The following is a 15,658-nucleotide window of genomic DNA, read 5'->3' as shown; positions in this document are numbered from 1 at the left end:
AGCCGCTCCGGAACTCGCGAATAAAATTGAAAGGCGGTGGTGTGATGAATCAGGCTTGCGCGTAGATCGGGAAGCGTTCGCACAGCGCGAAGATCTCGCGGCGCACGCGCTGCTCGGTGGCCGCGTCGCCTTCGGGATGCGTGCGCAGTGAGTCGAACACTTCGAGAATCAGGCGGCCGATCTCGCGGAATTCGTTCACGCCAAAGCCGCGCGTGGTGCCTGCGGGCGTGCCGAGGCGAATGCCCGAGGTGACCGTGGGCTTTTCGGCGTCGAACGGAATGCCGTTCTTGTTGCAGGTGATGCCGGCGCGCTCCAGCGCCTGCTCGACCTGATTGCCCTTGAGGCCCTTGGGCCGCAGATCGACGAGCAGCAGGTGGTTGTCCGTGCCGCCCGTCACGAGGTCCACACCGCCTGCTTTCAGCACCTCGCCCAGCGCCTTCGCATTGGCGAGCACACTGTCGATATAGGTCTTGAAGCTCGCATCGAGCGCTTCGCCGAACGCCACGGCCTTGCCCGCGATCACATGCATGAGCGGGCCGCCTTGCAGGCCGGGGAATACGGCCGAGTTGATCTTCTTCGCGATCTCCTCGTCGTTGGTCAGCACGAAGCCGCCGCGCGGGCCGCGCAGCGTCTTGTGAGTCGTCGACGTGACGACATGCGCATGCTCGACCGGATTCTGATGCCGCCCCGCCGCGATGATGCCCGCGATATGCGCCATGTCTACCATGAGTTTGGCGCCGACCGAGTCGGCGATCGCACGAAAACGTGCGAAGTCGAGCGCGCGCGGATAAGCGGAAAAGCCCGCGATGATGAGGTTCGGCTTGTGCTGCTGCGCGAGCGCTTCGACCTGGTCGTAGTCAATCAGCATGGTTTCGCGATTCACGCCGTACTGCACGGCGTTGAACCACTTGCCGGAAAGCGCCGGCTTGGCGCCGTGCGTGAGGTGGCCGCCCGCGTCGAGCGACATGCCGAGCACAGTGTCGCCCGGTTTGGCGAGCGCGAGCATGACCGAACCGTTGGCCTGCGCGCCCGAGTGCGGTTGCACGTTGGCGAAACCGGCATTGAAAAGCTGCTTGATGCGGCTGATGGCAAGCGCTTCCACCTCGTCGGCGAATTCGCAACCGCCGTAGTAACGCTTGCCCGGATAGCCTTCCGCGTACTTGTTGGTCAGCACCGAGCCTTGCGCCTCGAGCACGGCGCGCGACACGATGTTTTCCGACGCGATCATTTCGACCTGCGACTGCTGCCGCTCGAGTTCTTTCAGGATGCTGCCGCGAACCGCCGAATCGCGCTGCGCCAGCGTTTGCGAAAAGAAAGGTTGAGTATTCGACATGGGGCTTCCGTGACAATGAATGAAGGACGTCCTGCAATGCTGGAGGCCCCGTCACGGCTGGCTTTACGGCGGTTTAACCGGTTGGGGACCGACGGTTCTATTCTTGTCGTTCGAAATGGCGCTCAACGTCGAAATTCAGACGCGTTCTTTTCCTTTTCCGCCATCCGCGTCCATTTTTCACAAGTGACCGTGGCTGCACCCGCCCGCTCAAGGTGCACGGTGCCCCATGTTTCCCAATCCGAATTATTTATCGTGCATCGCAGTGCACCAATCCCGCACCCTCGTTCTTTTCCGCGTTTGGCATTTTTGTCCAGATGACTCAGGGTTTTGCCGCATGGCAAACTGGACCCGCCAAATTCGAAAATTGCGGTAGCGTAGCCGGCCCCCCGGGCCTGACCGGGCCCCCACTGGGCACAAGGCTACCGATCACAAGGAATCGTCCCCCATGCTGCCGGATCGCACAGCGTCGTTCGCGCACTTCGCGTTCATGCCGCTGCCCGACTTCACGATGATCGCGTTTACGAACGCTATCGAAGTCCTTCGTATGGCTAATTACCTGAGCGGCCAGCCGCTTTACAGGTGGTCGATCATCAGCCCGGAGGGCGGTCCGGTCACGTCGAGCAATGGGCTTTCCATCGACACCGGCCCTGCCGAATGCGTGGGGCAGCCCGATATCGTGTTCGTTTGCGGCGGCATCGACGTGCAGCGCGCCACCACGGCGGCGCATCTCGCTGCGTTGCGCCGCTTCGCGCGCATGGGGGTTGCGCTGGGCAGCCTTTGCACGGGGACCTATGCGCTCGCGAAGTCCGGGCTGCTGGCCGGATATGCGTGTGCGATTCACTGGGAGAACATGTCGGCGCTGAAGGAAGAGTTTCCGTCCACGCGGTTTCTCAAGGAGCTCTTCGTTATTGATCGCGACCGCGTGACCTGCACGGGTGGCGTTGCGCCGCTCGATATGATGCTGCACCTCATCACGGCGCGTGTGGGGACTGCACGCGTGACGCAGATTGCCGAGCAGTTCGTTGTGGAGCATGTGCGCGATACCTCGGCTCAGCAGCGCATGCCGCTAGTTGCCCGGCTTGGGTCGGCGAACAAGTCGCTGTTCGAAGTCATCTCGCTCATGGAGAACAATATCGAGGAGCCGCTCTCGCGGGAGGAGCTTGCTCGTCTTGCGAATATGTCGCAGCGGCAATTGCAGAGGCTCTTTCATGAGCATCTTGGCATGACCCCGACGCATTACTATCTGACGCTGCGCTTGCGCCGTGCGCGCGAGCTGCTGCTGCAGACCGATATGTCGATTATGCAGATTACGATGGCCTGCGGGTTTCAATCCGCTTGTCACTTCAGCAAGAGCTATCGGGATGCGTTTGGGAATGCGCCTACCGGCGAAAGGCGAAAGCGGATCGCTCCCCTATCTGGGGTGGATACGCCTGCTGCAGCTCTTGTTTCACCTGCCACCGTGCATGTTTGAAACTTGTGTTCGTGGCGGTATGCATGCGTTGCCCCTGTGCGGGGCGGCACCTACTTTTCTTTGCAGCGGCAAAGAAAAGTAGGCAAAAGAAAGCCGCTCAAACCGCTAATGCCTGCCACAGTTCACATCGCACCACCCCAGGTGAATGGCTCCGGAGCGTCTGTCGCCTCGCACCACTGAACTGAGTGACAAGGCGCTCATCCTTCCGGCGGCGCTGCGCGCCCCGAAGGGCATAACCCAAAACCATTGGGGCGCGTGAGTTCTCGCAAGAGCGGACTCGTACCCTTGGTTTCCCTTGCAGACCCGGCCGCTGCGCGCGTAGCGAGCAGCGGGAACGGACAAGCCCTTTGTCACTAACGAGAATGGTGCGAGATGACAGACGCTCCGGAGCCATTCAAGTGGGGTGGTGCGATGTGAACTGTGGCTGGCGCTGGCGGTGTGAGCGGCTTTCTTTTGCCTACTTTTCTTTGCCGCTGCAAAGAAAAGTAGGTGCCGCCCCGCACAGGGGCAACGCTCGCATACCGCCACGATCACAAGGAAACGCCAAAGCCCCAAGAACCGGCGACAAAAAACACTACGCCGCCAACAACCCATGCGGATCAATCACAAACTTCCGCGGCGCACCACCATCAAACTTCTTATAGCCTTCAGGCGCCTCATCAAGCGAAATAACCGACACATTAACGATCTTGGCAATCGGCAACCGATCAAACAAAATCGCCTGCATGAGATTGCGGTTGTATTTGAGCACGGGCGTTTGCCCGGTATGGAACGTATGCGACTTGGCCCACCCAAGCCCGAAGCGGATGCTCAAACTCCCATGCTGCGCAGCCACGTCGCGCGCACCCGGATCGTCTGTCACATAAAGCCCCGGAATCCCAATCATCCCCGCAGGCCGCGTAATCTCCATCAGCGAATTGAGCACGGTGGCCGGCGCCTCCTCCGAGTGCCCGGAAGCGCCATGCCCGTGCGCTTCAAAGCCCACACAATCCACCGCACAATCGATTTCCGGTTTGCCAAGAATCTGTTCGATCTGCTCGCCGAGCGTCGCGTCTTTCGAAAGATCGACCACTTCGAAGCCCATCGCCTTCGCATGGGCAAGACGCTCCGCATTGATGTCACCGACGATCGTGCAGGCCGCACCGAGCAGGCGCGCCGAAGCCGCCGCCGCCATCCCCACCGGCCCCGCACCCGCGATATAAACAGTCGAACCCGGTTTCACGCCCGCCGTCACCGCGCCGTGATAGCCCGTGGGCAAAATATCGGAGAGGCACGTGAGATCGCGAATCTTCGACATGGCCTGATCGCGGTCCGGGAACTTCAGCAAGTTGAAATCGGCATACGGCACGAGCATGTATTCGGCCTGGCCGCCTATCCAGCCGCCCATGTCGACATAGCCATAAGCGCCGCCCGCGCGCGAGGGATTCACGTTCAGGCACACGCCCGTGTGCTGCTCGCGGCACATCGCGCAACGCCCGCAGGCCACATTGAACGGCACAGAAACGAGGTCGCCGATCTTCAGCGTTTCGACGTCGTTGCCCACTTCCACCACTTCGCCCGTGATTTCGTGGCCCAGCACGAGGCCGACGGGCGCCGTCGTACGTCCGCGCACCATATGCTGGTCCGAGCCACAAATGTTCGTGCTGACCACCTTCAGAATGACGCCATGGCCGATCGAGCGTCCGCTCGGATCGACCATCTTCGGATACGCGATGTTCTGCACCTCGACCTTGCCCGGACCTTGATACACGACGCCTCGATTACCGCTCATCTCGCTGTCTCCTGTTTGATGCAGCTTCCAACGCTGCTCACTAGATAGCGCTGCCTCGCGCGGGCTTTCGCGTGAGGTAACGATGCTTCGAGGTTAGCCTGCCCGCCGCATACGGCGATGTGCAAAAAACGACGCACCTTTGCTTTGCACCGACATCGGGCTACGCGTTCTGCCCGCCACCATCGGCCCGAATCCATAGTCGATAGTCGGCGCGCGTCCAGTCGAGGGCCACGCCCACACGCCGCGTGCCCGGCCGGATCTTCGGCTTGTGCACCGCGAGCCTGAGCGTTTCCAGCGCGGGCCATTCGCGAAACGAAAACGCTGCAATGTCCGCCACCAGCGTTTCGAGCAGCCGCGTATGCGGCTTGCGCCCAAGAAAATCCGCAAGACGTGTGCAATAGCCGTCGTAGTCGATCCAGTCGCCCGCTTCACCCGCTGCTCTCTTTTCGCGCGGCATGCAGCGATAGCCGAGCTGCGCGTCGATCACGAGCGGCTGCGGCGCGCCGTGCTCGTGCGGATAAATGCCGATGCGCGCCGGCACGCTCAACGCTTCGACGAACACGCTCCAGCCGCGCCCGCGTGGCTCGTCGTGCGGGCTGAGCGCCCCGATCGCACCCAGCGCCGGCTCGAACGCCGCATCGACGATCTTCATGGCGCGACCGACGCCGCGGCGTCGACCATCATGCGGCAGAAGTAATCGGCGAAACTGCGGCGCACGACGATTTCGAAGCGGTCGTCCCCGGTGGGTATCAGCACGATCGACGCCTTGAAATACACGCTTTGCGCGCATTGCCCCGGCTTGAACAGGCGCGTATGCAGATCGAGCGGACAGCCGCGCGAGAGCACGTCGCGCGCCCGCGTGCCTTCGATCTCGACCACGGTGCTGCCGCTGCCGACGTCCACGGCCGCCGCATAAGCATCGCCAAGCACGGCGGCGAGCTTCGCTTCGAGCATGCCGGTTTGCACCGGTGCGAGCGAGCGCACGAGCCACTCATCGGGCCCGAGCCAGAGCACGTCGTATTGATCGCTGCGTGCGACGGTGTTCGGCGCGGCGGGCGGCTCGCAGCCCACTACGCTGGCGAACGCCGTGACGAACGCCGGGTCGCTCAATTCGCCGCGCACGTTCACGAGGTCGCGAAACGGCAGCTCGCGCATGGCAAACGCCTTCGAGGCGCGCCCTTCCTGCGCTTTGATCAGATCCGCTGCGCCGACGAGCGGCGACTCGAGGCGCACGCCAACGATGCGCTCCGCGACCGGCAGGGGGTCCTTCGTTTCATTCAACATGCTGACGCACTCCTTCCGTGTCGTAGAAAATCGGGCTTGCGATCTGCGCGCTGACGCGCCGGCCATCGGCCATGGGAATCACCACGCGCTCGCCCATCTTGTTCAAGCCGCCCTTCACGACCGCGAGCGCAATCGAACGCTGGAGGATCGGGCTGTAGTAGCTCGACGTGACGTGGCCGATCATCGGCGTCGTGCCATCGGGCCGCGCCTGCGCGTCGGGCGCGATGATCTGGCCGCCTTCGGGCAACACGTATTGTGCGTCGTCCGTTAGCAGTCCGACGAACTGCTTGCGGTTTTCCTTGGCGGTGTCCGAACGCTTGAGCGAGCGGCGGCCGAGGAAGTCCTTCGTCTGCGAGACCAGGCCGCCCATGCCGAGGTCGAATGGCGTAACCGACCCGTCCGTATCCTGGCCCACGATGATGTAGCCCTTCTCCGCACGCAACACGTGCATCGTTTCCGTGCCGTAAGGCGTGATGTCGAACTCGGCGCCCGCTTCCATCAGCGCCTCCCACACGGCGCGGCCCGCATTGGCCGGCACGTTCACCTCATAGGCCAGCTCGCCCGAGAAGCTGATGCGCATGACGCGCGACTTCACGCCCGCGACCGTGCCGTTGCGATACGACATGAACGGAAATGCGGCGTTGTCGAAGTCGATGTCCTTGCACACCTTCTGCAGCACCTTGCGGCTCTTCGGGCCGACCACGGCGAACGTCGCCCAGTGGTCGGTGACGGAAGCCAGACGCACCTTCATATCGGGCCATTCGGTCTGCAGCCAGCGTTCGAGCCACGTGAGCACGCGCGCGGCGCCGCCCGTCGTGGTGGTCATCATGTAGTGCTGCTGGCCGAGGCGCACCGTCACGCCGTCGTCGAACACCATGCCGTTTTCGTCGAGCATCAGGCCGTAGCGGCACTTGCCCACTTCGAGCTTGAGCCACGGGTTCGTGTACACCCAGTTGAGCAGCTTCGCGGCGTCGGGGCCTTGAATGTCGATCTTGCCGAGCGTAGAGGCATCAAGAATGCCCACGCTGTTGCGCACCGCAAGGCACTCGCGCTTCACGGCTGCGTGCAGATTCTCGCCGCTCTTCGGGTAGTACCACGGACGCTTCCAGTTGCCCACGTCCTCGAATTCCGCGCCATGCTGCACGTGCCATTCGTGAATGCAGGTCTTGCGGATCGGGTCGAGCATGTCGCCGAGTTCGCGGCCCGCAAACGTGCCGAACGTGACGGGCGTGTAATTCGGGCGGAACGTCGTCGTGCCCGTTTCGGGAATCGTCTTGCCGAGCGCGCTGGCGAGAATCGCCATGCCGTTGATATTGCCGAGCTTGCCCTGGTCGGTGCCGAAACCCATGGCCGTGTAGCGCTTCACGTGTTCGACCGACTCGAAGCCTTCGCGTGCGGCGAGCAGAATGTCCGCGGCCGAAACGTCGTTCTGGAAGTCGACGAACTGCTTGGGCCCGCGCGCCGCGTCCTTGCGGCTGCCGACGAGCCACAGCGCCTCAAGCGGCGTTTCCGCAACCTCGGCGGCCTTCGGCACGGTGGGCCGCTTGACCGGGAAGCCGAGCGACTTGACCGCGTCGATGCCGCCGTCCACACCCTGCGTGAGTGCGCGGGCCAGGCCGAATTCGCCCACCGCCGCGCCAACGCTCACTTCCTCCTGCACGCGCTTGCCCGGCATGAAGCACGCCTTCGCGTCGCTCCAGTGCGCCTTGCCGCCCGACTGCGCGAACAGGTGCAGCACGGGGCTGAAACCGCCCGACACCGCAACGAGATCGCATGCGAGCGTGCCCTGCTGCGCGCCGGCCTGGCCGTTCGCGTAGCCGACCACATCGACCGAACTCACGCGCTGCTTGCCATGCGCGCAATGAATGGCCGCGTTGTACATTACCTTTACGCCCTGGCGGCGCGCGGCGGCCTGCAATGCGCCGTTGCCCTGCGAGCGCGAATCGACCACGGTGACGGTGGCACCGCATGCCTTCAGGTCGAGCGCGCAGCGGTAGCCCGCGTCGTTGTTCGTGAACACGACGGCATTGCGGCCCGGCAGCACACCATAGCGATGGATATACGTCGATACCGCCGACGCCATCATGATGCCCGGCAGATCGTTGTTGCCGAATACGATGGGACGCTCGTGCGCACCCGTTGCGAGAATCACGCGTTTCGCGCGGATCTTCCACAGCAGTTCGCGCGTACCCTGGCGCGTGGAAACCGGCAGATGCTCCGTCAAACGCTGCGTGACGGTCACGAGATTGTGATCCTGGTAGCCGAAAGCCGTGCTGCGCGAAAGGATCTTCACGTCGGGCATTTGCCTGAGTTCGGCTTCGATCTTCTCGACCCAGTGAAATGCGGGACGTCCGTCGATATCGGCCTTGCACGACAGCAGACTGCCGCCCAGTTCGCGCTGGTCGTCCACGAGAATCACGCGTGCGCCGCTCGCGCCCGCCGTATGGGCGGCCGCAAGACCCGCGGGGCCGCCGCCGATCACGAGCACGTCACAATGCGCGAAGCATTTGTCGTAGCGGTCGGCGTCGCGCACTTCGGGCGCTTTGCCGAGACCCGCGGCGTCGCGAATCTTTTCTTCGTATTTCGGCCACCATTTACGCGGCCACATGAAGGTCTTGTAGTAGAAGCCCGCCGGCAAAAAACGCGAGAACTTCTGGTTGATCGCCATGCGATCGTTTTCGAGGCTGGGCTCGGCGTTCACGCTCGTCGCAATGAGCCCCTGGTAAAGCTCGACTTCGGTCGCGCGAGCATTGGGCACCGTATGCGCGCCGCGCTCGAGTTGCACGATGGCGTTGGGCTCGGCCACGTCCGCCGTCATGATGCCGCGCGGGCGATGGTACTTGAAGCTGCGCGCGACGAAATGCACGTCGTTGGCGAGCAGCGCGGAGGCGAGCGTGTCGCCCTGGAAGCCTTGATACGTGCGGCCGTTGAACGTGAAGTTCAGCGGAATCGCGCGGTTGACGCGCCCACCGGCGCCCAGACGGTTCTTCTGGCTCATCGCTGCGTGCTCCCTTGCTTGTTGCCTTGCGCCTCATTTGCTACCGCATTTTTCACACTCGGCGCGCCGAAGGTCTCGTAACTCTGGATCTCGTAGGTGACGGTGTCGCGCGTCGCCTTGAACCAGCGGCGGCAGCCCTGCGCGTGCAGCCACTGCTCTTTATGCACACCGCGCGGGTTGTGACGCATGAAGAGGTAGTCGCCCCATTGCTCGTCGGTGAGCTGGTCGGTGTCGAGCGGGCGCGCGATGTCGGCCTCGCCGCCGCAGGTGAACTCGATTTCGGCGCGGGGACCGCACCACGGACATTCGATCAGCAACATGGTGTGGTCTCCTTTAGTGCGCAACGGCGGCTGCGCCGTGCTCGTCGATCAGATGGCCGCTATAGAAGCGGTCCAGCGAGAACGGCGCGTTCAGCGGATGCGGTTCGTCCTTCGCAATGGTGTGCGCGAACACCCAGCCCGAGCCCGGCGTCGCCTTGAAGCCGCCGGTGCCCCAGCCGCAGTTGAAATAGAGACCCTTCACGTCGGTCTTGCTGATGATCGGGCAGGCGTCCGGCGAGACATCGACAATGCCGCCCCACTGCCGGTTCATGCGCACGCGCGAAAACACCGGGAACATTTCGACGATGGCCTGCAACGTGCCCTCGATAATGTGGAAGCTGCCGCGCTGGCCAAAGCCCGTGTACTGGTCCACGCCCGCGCCGATCACGAGATCGCCCTTGTCGGACTGGCTGATATAGGCGTGCACCGCGTTCGACATGATGACGGTGTTGACCACCGGCTTGATCGGCTCCGAAACCAGCGCCTGCAGCGGGTGGCTTTCGAGCGGCAGACGCACGCCTGCCATGTCCGCGAGCGTCGTGGTGTTGCCCGCCGCCACCACGGCGACCTTTTTCGCCTTGATGAATCCCTTCGACGTATCCACGCCCGTCACGCGCGCACCGTCGCGGCGAATGCCCGTCACCTGGCAGTTCTGAATGATGTCCACGCCGTGCTGGTCCGCGCCGCGCGCGAAGCCCCATGCCACGGCGTCGTGGCGCGCCACGCCCGCGCGGCGCTGGATCGAGGCGCCCAGCACGGGGTAACGGCTATTGAGGTTGATGGTCGGCTCGATTTCCTTGATCTGCTCGGGCGTGAGGAACTCGGCGTCCACGCCGTTCAGGCGGTTCGCGTTCACGCGCCGCTCGGTGTCGCGCACGTCCTGCAGTGTGTGCGCGAGATTCATCACGCCGCGCTGGCTGAACATCACGTTGTAGTTGAGGTCCTGCGAGAGCCCTTCCCAGAGCTTCATCGCCTTTTCATACAGCGCCGCCGACTCGTCCCACAAATAATTCGAGCGCACGATGGTCGTGTTGCGCGCCGTATTGCCGCCGCCGATCCATCCCTTCTCCAGAATCGCGACGTTTTTCACGCCGTGCTCTTTCGCGAGGTAATAGGCCGTTGCGAGACCATGCCCGCCGCCACCGACGATCACGACGTCGTACTCCTTTTTCGGCTCCGGGCTTCTCCACTGCCGCTCCCAGTTCTCGTGATACGACAACCCGTTGCGGAACAGACTGAATATCGAATAGCGGCTCATCTCGCAGACCCCTTGTTGCGCGTTACCATTAGCTTGCGTTAGCACTCGATGACGTTCACGGCGAGACCACCGCGCGACGTCTCCTTGTATTTCGTCTTCATGTCGGCGCCCGTCTCGCGCATCGTCTTGATGACGTTGTCGAGCGTGACGTAGTGCTCGCCGTTGCCCTTGAGCGCCATGCGCGCGGCGTTGATCGCCTTGATCGCGCCCATCGCGTTGCGCTCGATGCACGGAATCTGCACGAGGCCGCCCACCGGGTCGCAGGTCATGCCGAGGTTGTGCTCCATGCCGATTTCGGCGGCGTTCTCCACCTGGGCAGGCGTGCCGCCCATCACGGCAGCAAGCGCCGCTGCCGCCATCGAGCACGCCACGCCCACTTCGCCCTGGCAGCCCACTTCCGCGCCTGAAATCGACGCCGTTTCCTTGTAGATGATGCCGATGGCGGCAGCCGTGAGCAGGAAGTTGGCGATACCGTCTTCGTTTGCGCCCGCAACGAACTTCACGTAGTAGTGCAGCACCGCGGGAATCACGCCCGCCGCGCCGTTCGTGGGCGCGGTGACGACACGGCCGCCCGCCGCGTTCTCCTCGTTCACGGCCATCGCGTAGAGGTTGACCCAGTCGAGCATGGAAAGCGGATCGCGCAACGATTCTTCCGAGCGCGAACGCAGATGCACCGAGAGATCGGCGGCGCGGCGCTTCACCTGCATCGGGCCCGGCAGCTCGCCGTGCATCTTGCAGCCGCGCTCCACGCAGGCGGCCATCGCGCGCCAGATCGCGAGCAGCCCTTCGCGCACGTCTTCCGGCGAGCGCGCGGCGCACTCGTTTGCCAACGTGACTTCGGCGATCGAACGCCCGCTCTCGCTGCATACGCGCAGCAGATCATCGCCCGTGCGGAACGGATAGGGCACGTCGCGTCCGCTGCGCACGCCGTTGACGCGGTCGCCGTCGCGATTCACGACGAAGCCGCCGCCCACCGAGTAGTACTCCTTTTCAACGAGCAACTGCCCGTTTTCGTCGAAGGCCTGAAAGCGCATGCCGTTCGAGTGCAGCGTGTTTGCGCCGCCCATCGTCTTGCGAAAGAAGCCGATGCACTCCTTTTCGTCGAAGCGAATGGTCTGCTTGCCGAGCAGCACGAGCGTCTTCTCGCGGCGAATGGCGGCCAGACGCGGCTCGATCTGGTCGGGATCGACCGAGTCGGGCAAGTTGCCTTCGAGGCCGAGCAGCACGGCCTTGTCGGTGCCGTGGCCCTTGCCCGTCGCGCCGAGCGAGCCGTACAGCTCGACTTTGACGCGGCGCACAAAGGCGAGCAGATTGGCGTCCTCGATATGGGACGCGAAGCGGCACGCAGCGACCATGGGGCCGACCGTGTGCGAGCTGGACGGACCGATTCCGATCTTGAACAGGTCGAAAACGCTGACGTTCATCTGACTTCCCTTCGCGCTGAGCGCATGGATGAGCTTGAGTGCAAGTAGACCAAAGAGGCCGTGGCAGCCGATAGAACAAAAACGCCATCGCCGTTGGACGGCCCCGCCAGACGGGGCTTCGGGCAACTCGGGCGCGCGTTGCGCCAGGGTTGCACTGCGGGTTTTCCCGAGGTCTTGCGGCGGAAAAACATCCGTCTGCGCGGTCAGAACGAATGCCGCAAGCCCACGCGCACATCGGCCTGCGTGGTGGTCGAAGAAGGCGTGAAGCTGTAGCCGATCACCGCGTCCACACCCTGCGAGGCCTTGAGCCAGTCGCCCGAGAGATAAACGTCGGTGGTCTTCGAAAGCAGGTAGTGCAGGCCCGCCGAAATCTGGTTCCAGTGGTGGCCGTCGAAGTGCGTGTACTGGTAGCCGCCCGCCACGCTGAACGCGGGCGTGACCTGCCAGTTCGCGCCGCCTTCGCCCACCTGCATGTGCTCGCTCTCGCCGAACGCCTTAATCTGCGTGTACGTGAAAGCGGCCATCAACGTGACGTCGCCGATCGCGTAGCTCGCGCCGGTGCCGAAGGTCGCCTGCTTGTCCACGGGGAACGGCGTCTCGCTATAGAGCGAGCTGACCGCGCCCGTGGCCGGATCGACGCTGACGGTCGGCCTGCCGAAGAACGTGCGCACGCCGATCATGTTGTACGGGTCGAACGCGTAAATGCCCGACGGGTTGTTGAGCTGGGTGTAGGCCGCGCCCATTGCGAACGGGCCGTTCTGGTACTGTGCGCCCGCGCTCCAGGCGCTGCCGGTGTGAAAGTCGCCGGGCGTGTTGCTGAACGAGTACATGCCGCCGAACTGGAATCCGCCGAACGTGTTCGACATGAACTTCACGGCGTTCGGCAGATGGTCGCCGTTCATGCGGTCGAAGTCGCCCTGGTTGATCGCGTAGCCGCTCGCCCACGCCGTGACGTTGTAGAGATACACGAACTCCTGCGTCATGTCGGCCTGATTGCCGAACGTGAGCGTGCCCCAATCGTTCTGGAGTCCGACATAAGCGAGACGGCCGAAAAGCGAGCCGCCGTTGGCGATCTGCCCGTTGCCAAGGTGAAAGCCGCTCTCGAGCTGGAACACGGCCTTCAACCCGCCGCCGAGATCCTCGGTGCCCTTGAGGCCCCAGCGGTTCGCCTGAGCAATGCCGTCGTCGAATTTCACTTGATGCGAACCGCCCGCATTGCTCACGTACGTCACGCCTGCGTCGATGATCCCGTACAGGGTGACGCTGCTTTGGGCATGGCTTGCGGTCGAAACAGCGCTCAATGCCATCGCGATGCCGCTCAGTGCCACCGCATTCGGTTTTCTCATGATGTCGGGTCTCTCTTGTCTGGCGATACAGGTTGTCGGGCCGCACAGAAAGCGCGTGGCGTCTTGCGCGGTGGATCAAAACGTACAAGTCCAAATCTCACCCGACTTGCGCAGACACGACACGCGCTGGCGCTAACGCGACACGCCCGCAGCGAAAAAAGGCCTGAAAAACAGGCGCAAACCGTTGTGTGGCGGGCCTCGCGAGGCATTGCGCGGTCGCGATCATCGGTAATCCGACGCGGACTTTGTAAAATCCGCCGATCCCGCCATTTCTACGTTTTTATTGATTGAACATTCAATAAAAAATACCTAGAGTGGAAACCTTCCCGCATTGCCCGGAATCCCCATGCCCAAGATCGGAATGCGCGACGTGCGTCGCGCGCAACTCATCGACGCGACCCTGCAATCGATCGACCAGTCGGGTCTCTCGGGCACCACGCTCGCCACCGTCGCGCAGCACGCGAAAATTTCCACCGGCATCGTCAGTCACTATTTCGGCGGCAAGGACGGCCTGCTCGAAGCCACCATGCGCCACGTGCTGCACGACCTTTGGGAAGCCACGGTGCGCAGGCGCCTCGCCGCGAAAGACGAGCCGCGCGCGCGCCTGCGCGCCATCGTTGCGGCCAACTTCGACGTTTCGCAGGTGAACTCGCCCGTCATGAAGACGTGGCTCGCGTTCTGGGCCGAGAGCATGCATCAGCCCGCGCTGCGCCGGCTGCAGCGCGTCAACACGCGGCGGCTGCATTCGAACCTCTGCGCGGAGTTCGAGAAGGTGCTGCCAGGCGCCGCGGCCCGGCGCGCCGCGAGCGGGCTCGCCGCGCTGATCGACGGCCTGTGGCTGCGCGGCGCACTCACGGGCGAACCGTTCGACACGAAGGCTGCGCTGCGCGTGGCCAACGACTACATCGACCTGCTGCTCGAAGCGCGCACGAAGTCGCGCTCAGGCAAGTCGGCCAAATAACCCGGCCCGGAGCCTATCGATGTCTCTCTTTCCCCTGCAACGCCTCTTTATCGACGGCGACTACACCGACGCCTCCAGCGGCGAGACGTTCGACACCTACGATCCCGCCACCTGCATGAGGCTCGCCACCGTGCAGCACGCGAGCGCCGCCGACATCGACCGTGCGGTGCAATCAGCGCGCGCCGGCCAACGCGTCTGGGCGGCCATGACCGCGATGCAGCGCTCGCGCGTGCTGCGGCGCGCGGTCGAGCTGCTGCGCGAGCGCAACGACGAACTCGCGGCGCTCGAAACGAGCGACACGGGCAAGCCGATCGCCGAAACGCGCAGCGTGGATATCGTCACCGGCGCGGATGTGATCGAGTACTACGCGGGTCTCGCACCCGCGCTGGAAGGCCAGCAGATTCCGCTGCGCGAGACCTCGTTCGTCTACACGCGGCGCGAGCCGCTGGGCGTCACGGCCGGCATTGGCGCGTGGAACTACCCGCTGCAGATCGCCTGCTGGAAGTCGGCGCCTGCGCTTGCGGCCGGCAACGCGATGATCTTCAAGCCGAGCGAGATCACCCCGCTTTCGGCTTCGAAACTCGCCGAGATTTATATCGAGGCGGGCGTGCCGCCGGGCGTGTTCAACGTGGTGCATGGCGACGGCCGCGTGGGCGCCATGCTGAGCATGCACCCCGGCATCGAAAAGATTTCCTTCACGGGCGGCGTCGAAACGGGCAAGAAGGTCATGGCGGCCGCAGGCGGCTCCACGCTCAAGGAAGTCACGATGGAACTGGGCGGCAAGTCGCCGCTCATCGTCTTCGAAGACGCCGACCTCGATCGCGCCGCCGATATCGCCGTGACCGCCAACTTTTTCAGCGCCGGCCAGGTGTGCACCAACGCCACGCGCGTGTTCGTTCACCAATCCGTGATTGCCGCGTTCGAAGCACGTGTGCTCGAACGCGTGCAGCGCATCCGCGTGGGCCATCCCGCCGATCCCGCCACCAACTTCGGGCCGCTCGCGAGCGCCGCGCAACTCGACAAGGTGCTCGGCTACATCGAGAGCGGCAAGCGCGAAGGCGCGCGGCTGATCGCGGGCGGCGCGCGCCTCACCCAGGGCGAGTTCGCGCGCGGTCAATACGTGCAGCCCACCGTGTTCTCCGGCTGCCGCGACGACATGCGCATCGTGCAGGAAGAAATTTTCGGCCCGGTGATGAGCATTCTCGCCTTCGCCAACGAAGCCGAAGTCATCGCGCGCGCCAACGAATCGCTGTACGGCCTGGCCGCCGGCGTCGTGACGGAAAGCCTTTCGCGCGCGCACCGCGTGATTCATCGGCTCGAAGCCGGCATCTGCTGGATCAACACGTGGGGCGAGTCGCCCGCCGAAATGCCCGTGGGTGGCTACAAGCAATCGGGCGTGGGCCGCGAAAACGGCATCACGACGCTCGAACACTACACGCGCATCAAATCCGTCCAGGTGGAACTGGGACCGTATCAGCCCGTTTTCTGAGGG

At 63.8% G+C, this 15,658-nt stretch carries 12 protein-coding genes; 3 read left to right on the top strand and 9 right to left on the bottom strand.

Annotation, left to right across the window (positions count from 1 at the left end; all coding sequences use genetic code 11):
- Positions 1-49: 49 nt before the first annotated feature.
- Positions 50-1,333 (bottom strand): serine hydroxymethyltransferase, encoded by a 1,284-nt coding sequence (locus U5A52_RS29495; protein WP_321937206.1) that lies wholly within the window; start codon positions 1,331-1,333, stop codon positions 50-52.
- 445 nt (positions 1,334-1,778) lie between these two features.
- Here U5A52_RS29495 and U5A52_RS29490 point away from each other — a divergent pair, with 445 nt between their 5' ends.
- Entirely contained in the window at positions 1,779-2,804 is a 1,026-nt protein-coding gene (locus U5A52_RS29490) for a GlxA family transcriptional regulator (protein ID WP_415774072.1), read from the top strand.
- A gap of 574 nt (positions 2,805-3,378) precedes the next feature.
- Here the strand turns inward: U5A52_RS29490 and fdhA are convergent.
- The 8 genes from fdhA to U5A52_RS29450 form a co-directional block, all read right to left on the bottom strand.
- A complete protein-coding gene (gene fdhA, locus U5A52_RS29485) occupies positions 3,379-4,575 on the bottom strand; it encodes a formaldehyde dehydrogenase, glutathione-independent (RefSeq protein WP_321937205.1) in 1,197 nt (398 codons plus the stop codon).
- A gap of 160 nt (positions 4,576-4,735) precedes the next feature.
- Complete coding sequence (locus U5A52_RS29480) at positions 4,736-5,227, bottom strand: dihydroneopterin aldolase (RefSeq protein WP_321937202.1); 492 nt, start codon at positions 5,225-5,227, stop codon at positions 4,736-4,738.
- Positions 5,224-5,859 carry a sarcosine oxidase subunit gamma gene (locus U5A52_RS29475; RefSeq protein WP_321937200.1) on the bottom strand — a complete coding sequence of 212 codons (636 nt, stop codon included), beginning with the start codon at positions 5,857-5,859 and terminating at the stop codon, positions 5,224-5,226. Before U5A52_RS29475 ends, U5A52_RS29480 begins: the two co-directional genes overlap by 4 nt.
- Positions 5,849-8,857 (bottom strand): sarcosine oxidase subunit alpha family protein, encoded by a 3,009-nt coding sequence (locus U5A52_RS29470; protein ID WP_321937198.1) that lies wholly within the window; start codon positions 8,855-8,857, stop codon positions 5,849-5,851. Before U5A52_RS29470 ends, U5A52_RS29475 begins: the two co-directional genes overlap by 11 nt.
- Positions 8,854-9,177 carry a sarcosine oxidase subunit delta gene (locus tag U5A52_RS29465; protein WP_321937196.1) on the bottom strand — a complete coding sequence of 108 codons (324 nt, stop codon included), beginning with the start codon at positions 9,175-9,177 and terminating at the stop codon, positions 8,854-8,856. Before U5A52_RS29465 ends, U5A52_RS29470 begins: the two co-directional genes overlap by 4 nt.
- Before the next feature lie 13 nt (positions 9,178-9,190).
- Positions 9,191-10,435, bottom strand: a complete 1,245-nt coding sequence (locus U5A52_RS29460; protein WP_321915404.1) for a sarcosine oxidase subunit beta family protein — start codon at positions 10,433-10,435, stop codon at positions 9,191-9,193.
- Between the two features lie 38 nt (positions 10,436-10,473).
- Positions 10,474-11,859, bottom strand: coding sequence for an L-serine ammonia-lyase (locus U5A52_RS29455; protein ID WP_321915405.1), 1,386 nt, complete (start codon positions 11,857-11,859; stop codon positions 10,474-10,476).
- Between the two features lie 203 nt (positions 11,860-12,062).
- The gene (locus U5A52_RS29450; RefSeq protein ID WP_321915406.1) at positions 12,063-13,205 is read right to left on the bottom strand and encodes a porin; all 1,143 of its coding nucleotides are present in this window, start codon (positions 13,203-13,205) and stop codon (positions 12,063-12,065) included.
- Between the two features lie 346 nt (positions 13,206-13,551).
- Between U5A52_RS29450 and betI the strand changes: the two genes are divergently transcribed.
- Together betI and betB are read left to right on the top strand one after the other, a co-directional pair.
- Positions 13,552-14,166 carry a transcriptional regulator BetI gene (gene betI / locus U5A52_RS29445; RefSeq protein WP_321937194.1) on the top strand — a complete coding sequence of 205 codons (615 nt, stop codon included), beginning with the start codon at positions 13,552-13,554 and terminating at the stop codon, positions 14,164-14,166.
- Between the two features lie 19 nt (positions 14,167-14,185).
- The gene (gene betB / locus U5A52_RS29440; RefSeq protein ID WP_321937192.1) at positions 14,186-15,655 is read left to right on the top strand and encodes a betaine-aldehyde dehydrogenase; all 1,470 of its coding nucleotides are present in this window, start codon (positions 14,186-14,188) and stop codon (positions 15,653-15,655) included.
- Positions 15,656-15,658: the final 3 nt, after the last annotated feature.

Source organism: Paraburkholderia sp. J8-2 (assembly GCF_905220195.1).
In the GTDB taxonomy this organism is placed as follows: Bacteria; Pseudomonadota; Gammaproteobacteria; order Burkholderiales; family Burkholderiaceae; genus Paraburkholderia.
The sequence above is the reverse complement of the archived record's forward strand: the minus strand, read 5'-3'. Positions and strand labels throughout refer to the sequence as shown.

Excerpts from the sequence above, each read along its gene's own strand:
- U5A52_RS29490 (WP_415774072.1), top strand. The coding sequence starts at position 1,779 with ATGCTGCCGGATCGCACAGCGTCGTTCGCGCACTTCGCGTTCATGCCG.
- betI (WP_321937194.1), top strand. The coding sequence starts at position 13,552 with ATGCCCAAGATCGGAATGCGCGACGTGCGTCGCGCGCAACTCATCGAC.
- U5A52_RS29475 (WP_321937200.1), bottom strand. The coding sequence starts at position 5,859 with ATGTTGAATGAAACGAAGGACCCCCTGCCGGTCGCGGAGCGCATCGTT.
- fdhA (WP_321937205.1), bottom strand. The coding sequence starts at position 4,575 with ATGAGCGGTAATCGAGGCGTCGTGTATCAAGGTCCGGGCAAGGTCGAG.
- U5A52_RS29495 (WP_321937206.1), bottom strand. The coding sequence starts at position 1,333 with ATGTCGAATACTCAACCTTTCTTTTCGCAAACGCTGGCGCAGCGCGAT.
- U5A52_RS29465 (WP_321937196.1), bottom strand. The coding sequence starts at position 9,177 with ATGTTGCTGATCGAATGTCCGTGGTGCGGTCCCCGCGCCGAAATCGAG.
- U5A52_RS29450 (WP_321915406.1), bottom strand. The coding sequence starts at position 13,205 with ATGAGAAAACCGAATGCGGTGGCACTGAGCGGCATCGCGATGGCATTG.
- betB (WP_321937192.1), top strand. The coding sequence starts at position 14,186 with ATGTCTCTCTTTCCCCTGCAACGCCTCTTTATCGACGGCGACTACACC.
- U5A52_RS29480 (WP_321937202.1), bottom strand. The coding sequence starts at position 5,227 with ATGAAGATCGTCGATGCGGCGTTCGAGCCGGCGCTGGGTGCGATCGGG.
- U5A52_RS29460 (WP_321915404.1), bottom strand. The coding sequence starts at position 10,435 with ATGAGCCGCTATTCGATATTCAGTCTGTTCCGCAACGGGTTGTCGTAT.
- U5A52_RS29470 (WP_321937198.1), bottom strand. The coding sequence starts at position 8,857 with ATGAGCCAGAAGAACCGTCTGGGCGCCGGTGGGCGCGTCAACCGCGCG.
- U5A52_RS29455 (WP_321915405.1), bottom strand. The coding sequence starts at position 11,859 with ATGAACGTCAGCGTTTTCGACCTGTTCAAGATCGGAATCGGTCCGTCC.